Origin of the sequence: Celeribacter baekdonensis (genome assembly GCF_003047105.1) — a bacterium.
Taxonomy (GTDB): domain Bacteria; phylum Pseudomonadota; class Alphaproteobacteria; order Rhodobacterales; family Rhodobacteraceae; genus Celeribacter; species Celeribacter baekdonensis_B.
The window spans coordinates 3,551,797-3,568,325 of record NZ_CP028475.1; the positions used below are offsets into that span (position 1 = coordinate 3,551,797).

General features: G+C 56.6%; 14 protein-coding genes and 1 tRNA gene. 4 read left to right on the forward strand and 11 right to left on the reverse strand.

Features of this window, described 5'->3' with window-relative positions:
- Window positions 1-78: 78 nt before the first annotated feature.
- Complete coding sequence (locus tag DA792_RS21070) at window positions 79-690, reverse strand: hypothetical protein (protein WP_107722519.1); 612 nt, start codon at window positions 688-690, stop codon at window positions 79-81.
- Window positions 687-2,873 carry an excinuclease ABC subunit UvrB gene (gene uvrB, locus DA792_RS21075; RefSeq protein ID WP_107722814.1) on the reverse strand — a complete coding sequence of 729 codons (2,187 nt, stop codon included), beginning with the start codon at window positions 2,871-2,873 and terminating at the stop codon, window positions 687-689. The genes DA792_RS21070 and uvrB overlap by 4 nt, the downstream gene beginning before the upstream one ends.
- A gap of 492 nt (window positions 2,874-3,365) precedes the next feature.
- Here uvrB and DA792_RS21080 point away from each other — a divergent pair, with 492 nt between their 5' ends.
- Together DA792_RS21080 and DA792_RS21085 are read left to right on the forward strand one after the other, a co-directional pair.
- Window positions 3,366-3,677, forward strand: a complete 312-nt coding sequence (locus DA792_RS21080) for an ETC complex I subunit (RefSeq protein WP_107722520.1) — start codon at window positions 3,366-3,368, stop codon at window positions 3,675-3,677.
- A gap of 84 nt (window positions 3,678-3,761) precedes the next feature.
- Window positions 3,762-3,838: transfer RNA gene (locus tag DA792_RS21085), tRNA-Arg, on the forward strand.
- Between the two features lie 428 nt (window positions 3,839-4,266).
- On the opposite strand, the gene DA792_RS21090 is transcribed toward DA792_RS21085, so the two are convergent.
- The 9 genes from DA792_RS21090 to DA792_RS21130 form a co-directional block, all read right to left on the reverse strand.
- A complete protein-coding gene (locus DA792_RS21090; protein WP_107722521.1) occupies window positions 4,267-7,083 on the reverse strand; it encodes an Ig-like domain-containing protein in 2,817 nt (938 codons plus the stop codon).
- A gap of 494 nt (window positions 7,084-7,577) precedes the next feature.
- Window positions 7,578-8,153 (reverse strand): hypothetical protein, encoded by a 576-nt coding sequence (locus tag DA792_RS21095; RefSeq protein WP_107722522.1) that lies wholly within the window; start codon window positions 8,151-8,153, stop codon window positions 7,578-7,580.
- 7 nt (window positions 8,154-8,160) lie between these two features.
- The gene (locus DA792_RS21100; protein WP_107722523.1) at window positions 8,161-8,640 is read right to left on the reverse strand and encodes a hypothetical protein; all 480 of its coding nucleotides are present in this window, start codon (window positions 8,638-8,640) and stop codon (window positions 8,161-8,163) included.
- Between the two features lie 185 nt (window positions 8,641-8,825).
- Window positions 8,826-9,047, reverse strand: a complete 222-nt coding sequence (locus DA792_RS21105) for a hypothetical protein (protein WP_107718053.1) — start codon at window positions 9,045-9,047, stop codon at window positions 8,826-8,828.
- A 111-nt stretch (window positions 9,048-9,158) separates the two neighbouring features.
- Window positions 9,159-10,475 (reverse strand): TRAP transporter large permease, encoded by a 1,317-nt coding sequence (locus DA792_RS21110; RefSeq protein WP_107722524.1) that lies wholly within the window; start codon window positions 10,473-10,475, stop codon window positions 9,159-9,161.
- Between the two features lie 87 nt (window positions 10,476-10,562).
- Window positions 10,563-11,090: a TRAP transporter small permease gene (locus DA792_RS21115; protein ID WP_254679340.1), complete on the reverse strand. Its 528-nt coding sequence runs from the start codon at window positions 11,088-11,090 to the stop codon at window positions 10,563-10,565.
- 3 nt (window positions 11,091-11,093) lie between these two features.
- A complete protein-coding gene (dctP, locus tag DA792_RS21120; protein ID WP_107718055.1) occupies window positions 11,094-12,179 on the reverse strand; it encodes a C4-dicarboxylate TRAP transporter substrate-binding protein in 1,086 nt (361 codons plus the stop codon).
- A gap of 58 nt (window positions 12,180-12,237) precedes the next feature.
- Entirely contained in the window at window positions 12,238-13,749 is a 1,512-nt protein-coding gene (locus tag DA792_RS21125) for a class I adenylate-forming enzyme family protein (protein ID WP_107722525.1), read from the reverse strand.
- A 44-nt stretch (window positions 13,750-13,793) separates the two neighbouring features.
- Window positions 13,794-14,969 (reverse strand): thiolase domain-containing protein, encoded by a 1,176-nt coding sequence (locus DA792_RS21130; RefSeq protein WP_107722526.1) that lies wholly within the window; start codon window positions 14,967-14,969, stop codon window positions 13,794-13,796.
- Between the two features lie 116 nt (window positions 14,970-15,085).
- Between DA792_RS21130 and DA792_RS21135 the strand changes: the two genes are divergently transcribed.
- Window positions 15,086-15,652 carry a LuxR C-terminal-related transcriptional regulator gene (locus DA792_RS21135; protein WP_107718057.1) on the forward strand — a complete coding sequence of 189 codons (567 nt, stop codon included), beginning with the start codon at window positions 15,086-15,088 and terminating at the stop codon, window positions 15,650-15,652.
- Between the two features lie 289 nt (window positions 15,653-15,941).
- A complete protein-coding gene (locus DA792_RS21145) occupies window positions 15,942-16,490 on the forward strand; it encodes a YaeQ family protein (protein WP_107722816.1) in 549 nt (182 codons plus the stop codon).
- Window positions 16,491-16,529: the final 39 nt, after the last annotated feature.

The window sequence follows — 16,529 nt, forward strand, 5'->3', positions numbered from 1 at the left end:
GGGCGTGAAACGCGCCCTCCCCTGGGGGAGGGGCAGGCGCGTGCCCAAATCAAAGATTTGGGCAATTACGTCTCTGTTTTAGAGGTTCTTCAACCAATCGTAGAAAACTGTACCATACGTACTTTGAAGAGAGCCCCAAAGCAGAAGAAAAACTTCAAGCCTCCAGATCAATTTCGTCCATGGTTGAAGAGTCTTCTGGGCATTTATGTACTGATTTTCGAATTCAGAAAGCTGACCTAGAAGTTCCTTTGAACGCTCCTCAACTGTCGAATTGTTTCTTCTACGTTCAATATCTCTGCAAAATTCTTCAATTAATGCATCGTCGTTTTCGATAAACGGGTTTTCTTGACCTAGGTGCTTATTTATTTGAGCTATTTGACTGGCATGCATATCAAAAGTCAGGTTTAGGCTTTCTCTCTGAAGATTATCCCATTGAAAAAATAGTTTGTGAAATTTTGCTGAGCGCGCATTTTCCCATTGGTCGCGCGAAGCAATATATTTTTCTCGACTTCGAGAAAGATTGTAGATCGCGTAGACCATTATTAGGCCGCCGATGCGTGCAAACCCTTCAGCGGTTTTTGAGTGAAAAGCGTTAACGGATAAAATTCCGAAAAAAATCATCGGCAAACTGGCGAACAAAATTTGGCGAAGATGCTTGTCCCATATTTTACGGACATCAGGCGACTTCACCGCCTCTTCCCCCGTCCAGCTTTACCACCCCGCATTCCCGGTCTCCCTGCCGTACTCCGACCACTCGCCGCCTTCGCGCTGACGACGGCCTCGTCCACCGCCGATTGCCGCGCCATCGGGTCGTCGTGCAGCACCAGATCGACGGTTTCCAGCCGCTTGATCTCGTCGCGCAGACGCGCCGCTTCTTCGAATTCCAAATTCTCCGCCGCCTTGCGCATGTCGGTTTTCAGCCCGTCCAACACCGCCTGCAAATTCTGTCCGGCCTGCGCTTTGTCCACCGTCGCGGTGACGCGGTTCATGTCCACATCGCCTTTGTACAGCCCGGCCAAAATATCCTCGACGTTCTTTTTGACCGTCGCGGGGGTGATGCCGTGGGCCTTGTTATAAGCGATCTGTTTGTCGCGCCGCCGTTCGGTTTCCCCCATGGCGCGTTCCATCGAGCCGGTGATTTTATCAGCGTAGAGGATCACCCGCCCCTCAACGTTGCGCGCGGCGCGGCCGATGGTTTGGATGAGGGAGGTTTCCGAGCGCAAAAAGCCCTCTTTGTCGGCGTCCAAAATGGCCACAAGCCCACATTCCGGGATGTCCAAGCCCTCGCGCAACAGGTTGATCCCGATCAGCACGTCAAATGCCCCAAGCCGCAGATCGCGCAGAATTTCGATCCGTTCAATCGTATCAATTTCCGAGTGCATATAGCGCACGCGAACGCCCTGGTCGTGCAGATACTCGGTCAGGTCCTCGGCCATGCGTTTGGTCAGCGTTGTGACCAAAACCCGGTTGCCCTTGGCCGCTTGGCGTTTGGCCTCATGCATCAAATCGTCGACCTGCGTGTCCACCGGACGGATCTCGATCACCGGGTCCAAAAGCCCGGTGGGGCGAATGATTTGTTCGACAAATACGCCGCCCGATTGCTCCAATTCCCAATCTTTCGGGGTCGCGGACACAAACACAGATTGCGGTCGCATCGCGTCCCATTCCTCGAATTTCAGCGGCCGGTTGTCCATACAGGACGGCAGGCGAAAGCCATGTTCGGCCAACGTCATTTTGCGCCGAAAGTCACCGCGATACATACCGCCGATTTGCGGCACGGAGACGTGGGACTCATCAGCAAACACGATGGCGTTGTCGGGGATAAATTCGAACAGGGTGGGGGGCGGCTCGCCCGGCGCGCGGCCCGTCAAATAGCGCGAATAGTTCTCGATCCCGTTGCAAAACCCCGAGGCTTCCAACATCTCAAGGTCGAAATTGGTGCGCTGCTCCAACCGCTGCGCCTCCAAGAGTTTGCCCTCATTGTTGAACTGGTCGAGCCGGACCCGCAGCTCTTTTTTGATGCCTTGGATCGCCTGTTTGATCGTCGGTTTCGGCGTCACATAATGCGAATTGGCGTAGACGCGGATCTGCTCAAAGCTATCGGTTTTCTTGCCAGTGAGCGGATCAAACTCGGTGATCGCCTCCAATTCTTCGCCAAAAAACGACAGTTTCCACGCCCGATCGTCCAAGTGGGCGGGCCAAATCTCAAGACTGTCACCGCGCACACGAAACGAGCCGCGCTCAAACGCCTGATCGTTGCGGCGGTATTGTTGTTCGACCAAATCGCCCATGATCTGACGCTGATCATATTCTTTGCCGACCTCCAAATCCATCGTCATTGCCATGTAAAGCTCTGGCGACCCGAGACCGTAAATGCAGGACACGGAGGCCACGATGATCACATCGTCGCGCTCCAAAAGCGCGCGCGTTGCGGCGTGGCGCATGCGGTCGATCTGTTCGTTGATCTGGCTTTCTTTCTCGATGAACGTGTCGGAGCGCGCGACATAGGCTTCGGGTTGGTAATAGTCGTAGTAGGAGACGAAATATTCGACGGCGTTTTCGGGGAAAAAGCCTTTGAATTCGCCGTAAAGCTGGGCGGCGAGGGTTTTATTTGGAGCCAAGATGATCGCCGGGCGTTGCGTCGCCTCGATCACTTTCGCCATGGTAAAGGTCTTGCCCGTGCCCGTCGCGCCCAAAAGCACCTGATCGCGGTCGCCCGCCTCCAGTCCGCTTGAGAGCTCTTTGATCGCTGTCGGTTGGTCCCCCGAGGGTTCGAACTCGCTGTGCAACACAAACCGTTTGCCGCCTTCCAATTTTGGGCGCAGTTTTAAGTCCGGGTGCGGGCTGTGCAGGATTGGCGTGTCCATCGGCATTGGGCAGAACTCCTTGGCGTCCATTCCGGTTTCGAGAGCGTTGCGAAGCGCTTTATGGGCATAGATGATCCCTTTTTGTTCACCTTTCAAGTCTCGCAGGGCAGAACGGTGGGTTTTGCCTGGCTCTATGGGAAGGTTAATAAAGGGTTACCACTTTAGCGCGATTTTTATGATTATAAAAACAACTTTAAGAATATTAATCCTTGCGCAGGGCCGGTGCGGATTCTAGTCTGATCTTGCAAGCAGCAGAACAGACTGTCCCGGCCTTGGGTGCACCACCCACCCCACCCCTCGCTCTCCACCCTTGGCCGGGCAGTCACCCCTCCAAGCCCGTCCTCTTTGTCTCTAAGTGGGCGGGTTTTGCTTGAACCCGGCACAACTTCTCCGGTTGGATGTTCCCGCATGCCGATCTCGGTGGTGACAAATGCGCGAAGGGCTTGAAACGGCGCACGGAAACGGGGATAAGGCATCAAGGCAAAAAGGAGTCTCTCGATGCGCGCTCGTATCTATCAGCCCGCCCGAAATGCGATGCAATCCGGGCAAGGTAAGACCAAACATTGGCTTCTCGATTACGCGCCCGCAGCCGCGCGCGACATCGACCCGTTGATGGGTTGGACCTCGTCAAGTGATACTCAGACCCAAGTGCGCATGAGCTTTGACAGCAAAGAGGCCGCCATCGCCTACGCAGATCAGCACGGTCTCGATTATGTCGTGCAAGAGCCCAAAACCCGCGCGCCTGTCGTGCGTCCCGGCGGTTACGGCGAAAACTTCGCAACCAACCGCCGCGAGCCTTGGTCGCACTGATCCGCGATATTGATGCGACTTTCAAAGCGCGGACACTCACGCCGCGCTTTTGTGACCTCATTTCTTTGGCCCATGGCCACATGCGGTCCCTTAGCTCAACTGGATAGAGCAGCTGACTTCTAATCAGCAGGTTTGGGGTTCGAGTCCTCAAGGGATCGCCAATTTTATTATTTTAAAACAATGGCATAGTGGATTTTTCGCAGTGTGAAGCTTGGGCGAAAATTTTACCGGAAGCAATCCGGAAGCACTGTACCAAAGAAAACTGTACCAAAGAAAATGGTGTGATTTCGGGTAACAGGTGAACGGGGTTATCGGCCCTTTGCCAAGATGGTCATTGCTGCGGCGTAGCTTTGCCAAAGCGGTATTTCGTCCCCCTGCGCAGCATCATCAAGCAGGCCAAACTCGGCTATGCGTATTCTCCGGGCTTCGCCGCGCCAAACAAACAGTGCTCATTTAACGGCAGAATATCCGGACATCATTGTTCGGCCCCTATAGGGCAGAAATCTTGGTTCAATGGCTGCGCTGCATTGACCGGAAAGTTGCTCGGATACACGGAACAACCTTCCACATATTTAAACATTGCAAGTAATCAGAACTGCATTTTGTAACCCAAGCTCACCCCGAAACTTTCAAATCCACCGGCACCGATGCCGTCGTAGAAGGTCGCGGCGTTGAACGTTCGGGTGGCGGACAACATGCGGTTCACCCCCAACTCGACCCGCATGCGACCGCCTTCGTAATCTGGCGAAACCGTGGAGGCAAATCCGCTGCCGCCGGTCTGCGACCAGATGCCAGACACCCCGCCCAACAGCGTAAGCTCACCCGAGATCACCGGAATGTCCCGTTTGAAATCCAGACCGATTTCGATCTGCCCAAGGTTGATGTCCTGTCCGGGAATGGTGTTGCCCAGACTGTCGACATAGCTGTGCTGGTCGTCCGCCACATAAGATGCATCGAAGAACGGATACAGGGTTGTGGTTGACCCATATGCATACTCGCCTGTCACTTTGAACTGCGCCAGCACGCGAGTGGTGTCGAAGTCGTCTTCGTAGGTTCCGAATGGAGAGATCGTATTGCTGGTCTCGCCGTACAAAAGCCGTCCTTCGAAATAGAGCGGTTGCCCGGCGCTTTTGGCGACGAAATAGGGGCCGACCATCCAACCTGTGCCGTCGACTGAGGCGTTGCCGGTGTCTTCTGACAGATGGTCAAACTGCAGCATTGCACCGATCAACAGGTTTTCGTTCACTTTCCGGTGGCTGCCCAAGGCACCAAACATATAACGGCTCTTGCTGGTTGTGTTTGACGACCAGGATCCCTGGGCCCGCATCCAGATCGGATCGTCCGGGTTGCTGGCAAAGTTGAACTGGCCCTGACCACGGGTGACATTCACATCGAACTCTCCCTGTGCCTGCCCCGACAGGAACCCAGTCAGACCGGGTTGGCTGCGGATCAGTTGGTTCGCCCGGGTCTGTATGAACGACGCAATCAATTCTTGCGTTTGCTCTACAGTGACATCAGCAATATTGACGGAATTAGATGCGAGGTTCCCGTTGTTACCGGCATCGACAGCGGCATCCGCTGGAACAACAAGGGTGATGGCACCGCTGCCAGCAGCTCTCAGATGCGCCTGATAGACCGCACCACTGCCTGCGAGGCTGCTGACGGTCGCATTCGATGTCGTGATATCTGTACTTTCAAAGCCTGTTACGTCTTCTGAAAAGGTGATTGTTACCGTGAATGATGTCGTTGCGTTTACCGTAGTCGGCGCGCCGGTGATGTTGACAGTCGGCGCGGTGCCGTCAAACGTCGCCGTCACCTCGTTCGAGGCCGTGTTGTCATTGCCTGCCGCGTCGGTGAAGCTGCCCGCTCCGACCGACAGTGCGACCGTGCCATCGGCGAGAGGCGTCAGTGTCGCGGTGTAGCTGGTGCCCGATCCCGTGAGCGTCGCCGTCGCGTTCGTCAGGGTCAGATCGCCAACCTCAAAGTCGGTGCTGGCTTCGGACAGGGTGATGGCAGCAGTGTAGACGCCTGCCGTCGGACCCGTCAAAGCGCCGATGGTGACCGTGGGTGCCGTGCCGTCAAAGGTCGCGCCTTGTGTCGTCGACGCCGTGTTGCCATTGCCCGCCGCATCCTCGGCCACATCCGCAGGCACCGTCACGCTCAGCGCGCCATCCGCCTGCGGCGTCAGGTTCACAACATAGGTCGAACCGCTGCCCGACAGCGTCGCCGTGGCATTCACCACCGTCAGCTCTGCCGCAGCAAGCCCCGTGACCGCCTCCGAGAACGTCAGATTGGCAGTGTAAACACCCGCCACCGGTCCGCTCAACGCACCCAGAGTCGCAGTCGGCGCGGTGCCGTCAAACGTCGCCGTCACCTCGTTCGAGGCCGTGTTGTCATTGCCTGCCGCGTCGGTGAAGCTGCCCGCTCCGACCGACAGTGCGACCGTGCCATCGGCGAGAGGCGTCAGTGTCGCGGTGTAGCTGGTGCCCGATCCCGTGAGCGTCGCCGTCGCGTTCGTCAGGGTCAGATCGCCAACCTCAAAGTCGGTGCTGGCTTCGGACAGGGTGATCACTGCCGTTTGATTTCCGTTCGCGGCACCAGTGAAGGCCGCGATACTGACCGTTGGCGCGGTGAAATCTACTGAAAACGTCACATCATTTGAGGCGACCCAATTCCCAAGTCCTAAGCTGTCCGTAAAAGCGCCCTTTTGGACTGACACATCGACCACCCCATCCGCGATCGGAGACAGAACTATGCTGTAGCTGCTACCGCTGCCGGACACTGTCGCTGTGGCGTTCGTCAACGTCAGGCTAGAGGATGTAAAATCAGAGCTGTTTTCTGACAGCGTTGCGATGACAGTATAGTCTCCGCTGCCGTCTGGCCCGCTTAGGCTGCCCAATGTGACTGTTGGCGCCGCATTGACAAGAGTTTGGCTGATCGTAACCGTCGTCCCTGTTGCTCCGCGAATTTCGGCGAGATAGGCGTAGCGATCACCATTGCCGGTCTCGGTCGCTTCAAACGAAAATCCGATGAAATCGCTGGCCGCGTAAGACCCTGACGCCCCTTGCTGAGTAAGAAGAGCAACATCTGCAAGACCACAGTTTGCTTCCAGATTGGCCGTAGATAAAGGTGGAAAAGTGCCGGAAACGCTGCCTTCGAAAAAGCTTGCTCCGCCGGCCGCTTGGGTTGCTGTTGATCCACCGCTGGCGGGGCTGACGCGTGCCGATGCCAGTCCCCCATTCAGGTTATGGACGAAAGCCGTCAAGCGGCAAAAGGCATTCAAGCTTAAACTCTGGTCGCCACGCGACGGTGCATCAAAGGCCACAGCGGGCGATGCAAGGGCAAGCAGTGTGGTCAAGATAAGGGCGAGATACCCGATATAGACACTGTGGTGGTTTATACGCATTTTCCGGGGTCCTTCCAGCATTCGAAATGCAGCGCCCAACGAAGGATGCCACTTGTTTCGACCGTGTTGCCCGGACCCAAAAACACCACAAATGGTGTATTGGGCATATTAGTAACGTCGGTCTGATCGCCACAGGTCTTCAAGCACGGTTAAGAAAACCGACGCGCGACGTCAGGTCAATCGTCCTTTGTTCCGTCATAGCTCGAATGCGGCTGCTGTGACCTATTTGCACGCTTGAAGGCTGGTCGCCGCAAACGCTTTAGTTTGAACCATTTTGCCTCGCGTGGAGGCCGCTCTGAGATATAACGTTCCCTTTGGATGAGTGCCTCGCGGCATTCCGCATGTTCGATAGAATTTCGGCAAAGTGAGCTCAGCCTCAACCTTTTCTGAGGTTGCGTCCGGGAGGGGAAGCATGAACCAATCTGAACGGTTGCTTCCTCCCATCTAGACGAGCGAGTTTGCACGAGCAGCGAACGTCTGGTTTCTGCCCTTCTTTACCCCACAAACCGATACCGCTCCTTCGCCTTGCTGAGCTTATTCGCGGCGCGTGCAGGGTCGGCCTGTCTCTCCGCCCGCAAGCGCTGACCCATGCGCTCCATGTCGTCTTGTCGGTCGTCGCTCTCGATGCCCTCAAGGGCGGCGAGCGTAGTGCAGTTGCCCACGGCGCGGGTCATCCTCAGTTTGATGTGGTCGGCCTTGTGGACTGCTTTCACCTTGTCCACGTCCAAATGGCTGCGCATTTCGCTCAGGTCCGTGTCGGCGTCTACCTTTGCCATGTCCCAAATCTCATGATTGGGCCAGCGGGCGCGGTTTGTGTCCATCGGGTCGGGGTCGCAATAGTGGATTTTCTCGAACGCTTCCGCGATTACATCGCTGAATTTGGCGTCGAAATCCTCCCATGTGGTGATGCCCCAGCGGTCTTTCATGATCCGCTTGCCTGCCCGCGCTTCAACGCGCCAGATTTGGCTCTCTGAGCGGTCTTTCGGGTCCAGAGGGGGCAAGCCTTCGGCTTTGAGGCTTGCATTCCATATGTCCCACCAGATCGGCTTGCGCTTGTCAGTGATGTCCAACCGCTTGTCATAGAGGGTGATCGGCGCGGTTCGTGTGGCTGTGGATCACAAAATTTTCGGGCGTCGGCTCAAACTCTGGGGCCAGAATATCGACGCAAAAATCGGTGCGCCCGATGCTGACCTGATGCGGGCCATAGCGCACGCCCAGCCGTTCCAAGGTCTTGGCGGTATAGGCGCGGACCATGCCAAGCCCTTGGGTCGCCAAAAACAGCGAGCCGACAACAATGCGAATGCCCCAAGGATCGCGTGCATTCGGTTTCTTAAAGAACCATGTGACCGGCAGAGGCCCGCTTTGCAGGATAAAGCGATAGCCCTGCACGCCATGGGGCAACAGGTCAAAATCCGCGCCGCCATAGCTCACAGCGCGGGTTTCTCGGGCGTCCTCGGCCTCTTCGCGGATCGGGTCGAGATATTCGAACAGCTCGGGCGGAATATTGGCCTCAATCGACAGTTCCAGACGATCAAAGCCACGGTGAACGATGCGCATAGTTTTTCCTGTTTGTTGGGCAGTATTTCCAGAGGGGGGTGCTATAATGATCCCCCCTCATTCGGCGGATGCCGCGCGCACCTTTCCAAGGTGGTTTTGAAGAGGTCGGGCGCAAGCGCCCTTGAATGGTGCCTCCGGCGGGGCAGCGATTGTTTTGGGGCCGGGCGTGACGCCCGGCGCTCCAATCAGGTGTTGGCCGCAAGCTGCTTTGCGATCCAGCTTTCTGTCCGTTCCGCGCATTTGGAGAGGTTCAGGAGGTCGTTGTGACCGAAGCTCGCGGTGTTGCGCCAATCGCCGTCCTGCGTCTTGTCGGCGCGGGTGAGATCGGCGGAATAGAAGCCGTCATTGTTCCAGATGGTAGCGGTGATCAGGCCGATTTTGAACCTGTATGCGGGTTGATTGGACATGGTGATTTCCTTTCTGTGCCAAGTCATTTCGGGTCGGCAGAGGACATAGAAAGGGCGCGAGGTGACGGTGTCGCCCCACGCCCCTAGAGCCATCCGGCCCCAAAATCCCGTTCACCGGGCCATCATCGTATCTGGCAGCCATGTCACAATTTGTGGGAACGCGAAAAGCACCACCACGGTGACCATTTCGATGGCCACAAACCAAAGCGCCCCCCGAAACACGTCCGGCAAGGGGGTGTCGCGATCAATCCCCGCAATCACGAAACAATTGAGACCCACGGGAGGCGTGATCAGTCCAATCTCACACATTTTTACGCAGAGAATGCCGAACCAGATCGGATCAAATCCAAGGCCTGAGACGGTCGGGAACACGATGGGGAGTGTGATCACCATCATTGAGAATGCGTCCAAAAACATCCCAAGCGGAATGTAGAGCAACAGCAGAACAGCGACGATAACATGGGGCGGAACGCCGCTTTGAGTGATTGCGCCGGCAATCATTTGCGGGACCTGAACGAGGGTCAGAAAATAGCTAAAGATACCTGCGCCGATCATGGTGAAAAGGATCATCACCGTGGTCGTGGCGGTCGAACGAAAACTTTCAGACAGATTTCGTCTGAGGCTCCCCCGCGCGGATTTTGCAAAAAGCAGCATCACGAAAGCCGCAAGTGCCCCGATCGCCCCAGCCTCTGTGGGCGTGACCAGCCCAAGGTAAATCCCCCCGAGAACAATTGTGAAAAGCACCAAAACCTGCCACGCCTGTGTCGTGGTCGATATCCGGTCGCCCCATGTTGCCCGTGGTGCGCGGGTGGAGTGGTCCTGAACCCGGCGGCCAATCAACGCCACGCCTAGCATAAAGGCAATCGTTGTGATGATGCCGGGCACAAAACCCGCGATCAACATTTTGCCAGCAGAGACTTCGGTCAGCGCCGCATAGAAAATCAACAGGACGGAAGGGGGGATCAACACCCCCAAAACGCCGCCCGCCGCAACCGCTCCGGCCGCGAGACGGCGATCATAGCCCTTTGCCTTCATTTCAGGGAGGGCCACTGCGCCCACAGTCGCCGCAGTGGCAACCGAAGAACCGGAGGTGGCCGCAAACCCAGCCGAGGTCAGGATGCTAGCCATGGCAAGCCCGCCGGGCAAATGGCCGACCCATTTGTTGGCCACATGGAACAGCCGTTTCCCGACCTGTGCGTGATGCGCAAACGCCCCCATCAAGATGAACAGCGGGATCACGGTGAGCGCATAATTGGCGGTATGGGCGAAGGAAAAGGATTTCAGTCTGGCCAGCAAAAAGGCCAGATTTTCAACCATGATGATGCCGAAAGCCCCGGACAGAGCCAGTGCGGCAAAGACCGGTGTGCCAAGCGCCATCAGCAGAAAGATCAACCCGACGGCGAGTGCGGTGATGAGTGTCACATCCATTGTCTATGTCCCGTTGTTGTGGGGCGCGCAGCCGTCGCAAAAGCAACGGCATCAACGCCGTGCGAGGCAGGCAAACCTCGTCGTTAATCAGTGAATGTCGGATTGAACGCGGTCGAGTGTCGGCAAGGCCACGTGTTTCAACGCGATGCGCAGCGCATGGACCGCGGCTTGGAGTGCGGCAAACCAGAGCCCTGCAGCCACCGCAATTTTGGCCCACCAGATTGGCACTTGGAAATAGCCCCAGCGGAATTCACGGATCGAAAACGAATAGATCGCTTCCTGAGTTGCAGGCCATGCCAGCATGGCAAACGTGAGCCCGGCGAACAGCCACGCCAAAGACGTGCAGACGCGGGACCAGGGGCCGGGCAGCGCATCGGTCATCATCGTGACACGGATATGCCCGTCATCAAGCAACGTCGCCCCAAGCCCCATGAAGACCACCATCACCATCGACATTTCCGTCATTTCGAAAAGCCCCGGCACAGCGCGTCCAAAGAGGGCGCGGGCCACCACATCCAATGTGATGGCCACCATCATGAAGGCAAGAAAGCTCAATGCCACCCATGATGTGATCCGGGCAATCCCGTCGAGCAGGCGGTTCAAACGCGCCAGCATCGCTTACAAGCCTGCCGCAATTTCGACCGGACGCTTCATTGTGCCGGTCCCTGCGTGGCGTGCGATGGCGTCTTCCACCACGTTCTGCATCGCATCCCCGTCAATGCCGTTCGGCTTGGCGACTGTCTCGATCCATTTATTGACTTGAGCAGGCTGAACCGTGGCTTTGGCCTTGGCTTTTTCCGCGTCAGGCAGAGAGGACAGGGTCACGCCTTCTGAGATCGCCTTTTGCACATACTCGGCCAACACCTTGTTGTAGATTTCGGCAAATTTCCCTGCGTAAAGCTCATTGGCGAGATCGGTACAGACCTGTTGATGCTCAGCAGGCAGGCCATCCCAAACGCGGCGGTTCATCACCGTCACCGCAGGGGCATGAGGACCATCGCCGATGTCATGGAAATTCGGCGCAATCTCGTGCAGCTTATAGGCCACGGCGGTGACGAAATCGAAACCGTAGACCCCGTCAAGCACGCCGCGTTCAAGTGCTTGATACACTTCGCCCGCCGCCATTGGCACAGCGATGCCGCCAAAGCCTTCGATCACATCCGTGGCCACACCATAGGCGCGGATTTTCTTGCCTTTGAGATCGGCAAGCGAGGTGATCGGCTCGCGCATGATGAGGGGGGCGTAGTTCCAGTTGGTCCAGTACAGCACCTTAGAGCGATGCCGGTCTTCCCACTCCTGACGCAGCGGTGCGAAGGCTTCGTAAACATCGCGGCACACCAATTGCAGTTCATCGGCACGCGCCATACGGAAATACCACTCAAGCCCACGTGTGACCGGGAGTTCGGCCTGATAATAGCCCGGAGCAATCAGAGTTGCCTCGCTCGTCCCATCACGCACAGCGCCCAGATGCTCCCCCACTTTGTTGAGGCTCCCGGCCCAGTAATATTTCATACTGATGTCCCCGTTTGTGCGTTTTTCCAGTTCCTCAAAGAACCAGCGATCAACCCAAGACGGTCCGGCCGTTTCACTCACGTAGCTGTCGAATTTCAGCGAAGTGGCAGCCTGCGCAAAACCGGGCAGGCTTGAGAACATCCCGGCCCCTGCCAAAGCCCCTGTGGTTTTCAAAAAGTCACGTCTTTTCATTGTAGTGTCTCCTCCAATATGCCCGAGCTCCTCCTGCCCGGTTGTCTTATTTTCCGGTTTACACCGGCGCTGCCTCAGAGGCAGCTTGGGTTCTAAGGTCGGTTTTCAAAACCTTCCCATAGCTGTTCTTCGGCAGATCCTTGACGAATTCGTAGCGTTTCGGGCGTTTGAACGCCGCGATATGTTGGCGGCACCAACTGTCGAGCTCCGGCACACTGGCGCTTTGTCCGTGTTCGAACACGACATAGGCGAGAACCTGTTCGCCCCAGTCCGGTTCGGGCACTCCGATCACGGCAACCTCAAAGACGGCCGGATGGCACAACAGCGCTTCTTCGACCTCACGGGGGTAGATATTTGTGCCTCCGGAGATGATCACATCCTTCGAGCGGTCGGTGAGATAGAGAAACCCGTCTTCGTCCAGATGCCCAAGGTCACCAGTATGAAGCCACCCGCCATTTAGGGCGTGTTCACTGGCCTGCGCGTTTTTCCAATAGCCCTGCATGACCGTTGGCCCTTGAACGCAAATCTCCCCCGTCACCCCCGGTGGCACAGCGGTGCCATCGGCGCCAAGCACCGCGAGCGTGACAGCGCCCTGTGCAATGCCGACAGAGGCACGGCGGGCTTGCCAGCGTGGGTTCGACTGATCCGCGACCAAATCCCGCCCTAGGACGGAAATTGTCATCGGCGTTTCGCCCTGACCGTAAATCTGGACAAAACGCGGGCCATAACAGGCAAGGGCGTCATTGATGTCATTCGCATACATCGGCCCGCCGCCGTAAATGATCGTGCGAATGCCCTCACCAGTATATCCCTGCGCTTTTGAAACGGCGATCAGCCGTTTGACCATGGTGGGAGCCGCAAAGAAAACGAGATTTCCCCGTGTCTTGGCCAGACCGATGATCTCTTCGCTGTCAAACCCGTGCGAGGCGGGAATGAGGTGGGCACCACCGGCGCGGATTTGCGCGAACATATAAAGGCCCGCCCCATGCGACATCGGTGCGGCATAGAGCATGTGATCATTGGGGTGCGCGGCATCGACGTCCAAGGCGTAACAAAGCGTCATCTGACGCACATTCCCATGGCTTAGCATCACCCCTTTGGGGGTTCCTGTCGTGCCTGAAGTGTAGAACAGCCAAGCGAGATCTTGATCTGAAACCGGCGCAGGGGGCGTGAGTTTTTCATTTTGTCTGACGGGCATACAAAGCGCTGCTTCGTGAATATCTGCCTGTTCTGCAAACAGTGTCCCGCTTTGCGTGATCACCAGTGCGGCTTCTGAATCTCGAATGATCCATTCGGCTTCGCGCGGGTGAAGTTTGCAATTGATCGGCACAACCACGGCACCAATCCACCAACAGGCGTGAAGCGCTTCGATATATTCAGGCGCATTCTTGGCAAAAACTGCCACCCGATCCCCCGCCTGAACGCCATGTTCAGTGCGCAGCCACGCGGCGCGGTTACAGGTCGCTTGCAAGAGATCAGCATAAGTCTGGCGCAACACATCGCCCTCATACAGGGCAGGGCGGTTTGGCCAAGACAAGGCCGTTTGATACAGCCAATTCGCGATAGTCATCGTCTTTTCAGTCCTTGGATCATCTGGGGCAGGGGGCATCTGATTTAGGCGCGGTCGGCCTTTAAAACTGTCGCATAGTTGGCGACAGCCGCCCCGCCCATGTTGAAGGCAAGCCCCCATTGTGCACCTTCGCGTTGGATGTCCCCCGCGCGTCCGGTCAGTTGCCGAAACCCGAGTGCATGCATGGAGACGCCTGTGGCCCCGACCGGATGGCCTTTGGCCTTGAGGCCGCCCGACAGGTTCACCGGCGTGCGACCGTCCGCATAGACTGTCCCCTCACTCAAAGCACGGGCACCTTGCCCTTTGGGAGCAAGCCCCATTGCCTCATAGATCAGCAATTCGGCAGGCGTGAAGCAATCATGGACCTCGGCAAAATCGAGATCGGACACGGTGATTCCCGCCGCCTTATAGGCCATTTGAATGGCGCGTTCCGGGCCCTCGAAGGCCACAAAATCACGACGGCTCATCGGTAGGAAATCCGATACATGTTCGGCAGCGGCCACCAAAACCCGTGCCGTCGCATCGCTGGCATGTGCCGTGCTTGCGCTCAACACAATGGCTGCTGCGCCATCCGTGACCAACGAACAATCGCTCAATCGAAGCGGAGGCGCGATCAACGGGTTTCTCTCGCTCACCTCGCGGCAAAAGTCATAGGGCAGCGCCTTATGCATATGTGCGAGGGGGTTTTTCATCGCGTTGTCATGGTTTTTTGCGGCGATGCGCGCAAATGTGTCCATGGGGTCACCGTACCGCTCGGCATATTGCGCTGCCGCAACGGCAAAGACTTGGGGAAAACTCAAAGCCGCTTCGGCCGCATCATTTTGATACCCAGCCCCCGCCAATGCGGTGGTGACATCGGGTGTCGAGCGATGGGTCATCTTTTCAGCGCCAACAACCAAAACGTTCCGGGCACGACCGGCCCGAATGGCGTTCAGTCCGGCATGGATCGCCGCCGCACCAGATGCACAGGCATTTTCACACCGCGTTGCGGGTTTGAACCGCAAATCAGGGTGGGCCTGCAAAATGAGGGAGGAGGCAAAACCATCCGGCACCAGCCCGGAATTGAAATGCCCGAGAAACACAGCATCAATGTCCGCAGGAGGAATTTGAGCGTCCTCGATTGCCTCGCGGGCGGCGTCGACGATCAAATCCTCAAGGCTTTGTTCCAGGCGCCCAAAGCGCGTGTGGCCGGAACCGGTGATAAAGATGTCTGTGGTCATGAAATATCCTCCTGCCCTAAAGGTCATGCAAAAAACACATGGCAGCAATTCGTAGAATTACGTATAAATCTACGTATGAACTACGTAGATGCATGTGCAGCGAAAGGGGTGGCCAGATGAATTACGATCAAATTTCCGAGGCAGATCTCGATTTGACCGGGTTCATGGATGCCCCGATTGGCCTCATGGTTCTTTCAAACCGTGTCATTCAACGCGCCAATACGGAGATGGAGCGTATCTTTGGCTGGACCCGTGACGAGCTTGAGGGACAGTCGATCCGCATCCTCTACCCGTCGAGTGTGGATTACGAAAAGACAGGCGCACGGTGGCAGAGGTGGCTCAAGGGCCGACCGCGCTATGCTGACGAACGGTTCATGCAATGTCGCAGCGGTGAGATCATCTGGACCCGAGCTGCGGCGCGCACCCTGACGCCAACCGATCCCTTTCGGCTTATGGTCTGGACCTTTGAGCATCTGGAAAATAGCCCCGCAACATCTGCGACACTGACGCCGCGCGAACGCGAAGTCGCGCGGTATATTGTGAATGGCTACACCAGCAAAGAAACAGGGCAGGCCATGGGGATTTCGCCGCGCACGGTTGAGGTCCATCGCAGTTCTGTCATGAAAAAACTCGGCGTACAGAATGCAGCCGAACTGGTCGCAAAGATGATTGTGCGGAGTTAAACAGCCCGGAACACCCGGCCGACAAGGGGGCAGGCAAGGCCATGAGTTGGGCCGCCAAGCCCCCCCGCCAACACGTTTCTCACGCATATGGTTGAACACGCCCTTGCCGACGTTTCGGTGATGACAAGCACGATGACATCGAAATGCGGGTGCGGCTGTTTCGGAATGCCGTCAGGGCGACCAAAATGAGGCGGCCCCTCTTTGGCCTCTTTGATCTGGGTCCTTTTATCTGCTTTCACAAAGGCACCAGACGCATTAGGCATCCCTATCTTTCATGTCAGGGAAAATCATGGCGCAAAAATCCACCATTTATAAAGTTGAACTGACCGTATCTGATATGGATCGTCACTATTATGAGACCCATAAACTGACCGTTGCCAAGCACCCGTCAGAGACAGATGAACGGTTGATGGTGCGCCTTTTGGCGTTTGCTTTGAATGCCCATGAGCAACTGGAAATGACAAAGGGCCTGTCAACGGATGATGAACCAGATATTTGGCAGAAAAGCCTGAGTGGCGAGCTTGAGTTGTGGGTGGCGTTGGGGCTTCCGAGCGAAAAGATTGTGCGGCAATCCTGTGCCAAATCCGACAAGGTCATTGTCTATTCTTACGGTGGCAGGACGGCTGAGATGTGGTGGGACAAGATCAAAAACAGCACCACGCGTTTTGAGAACCTTCAGGTCATAAATCTCTCAGAACAGGACACCCGTGCTCTGGAAGGACTGGCAAATCGCTCGATGAAACTACAGGTGAATATTCAAGACGGCGAAGTGATGGTCAGTGTCGACGAGAGCGCGGTTTACGTCAGCCCGGTCAAATGGAAAAACGCGGATCATTGAGCACGGGGCATAGGGACGGGTATGGGGACGGGCATGAGC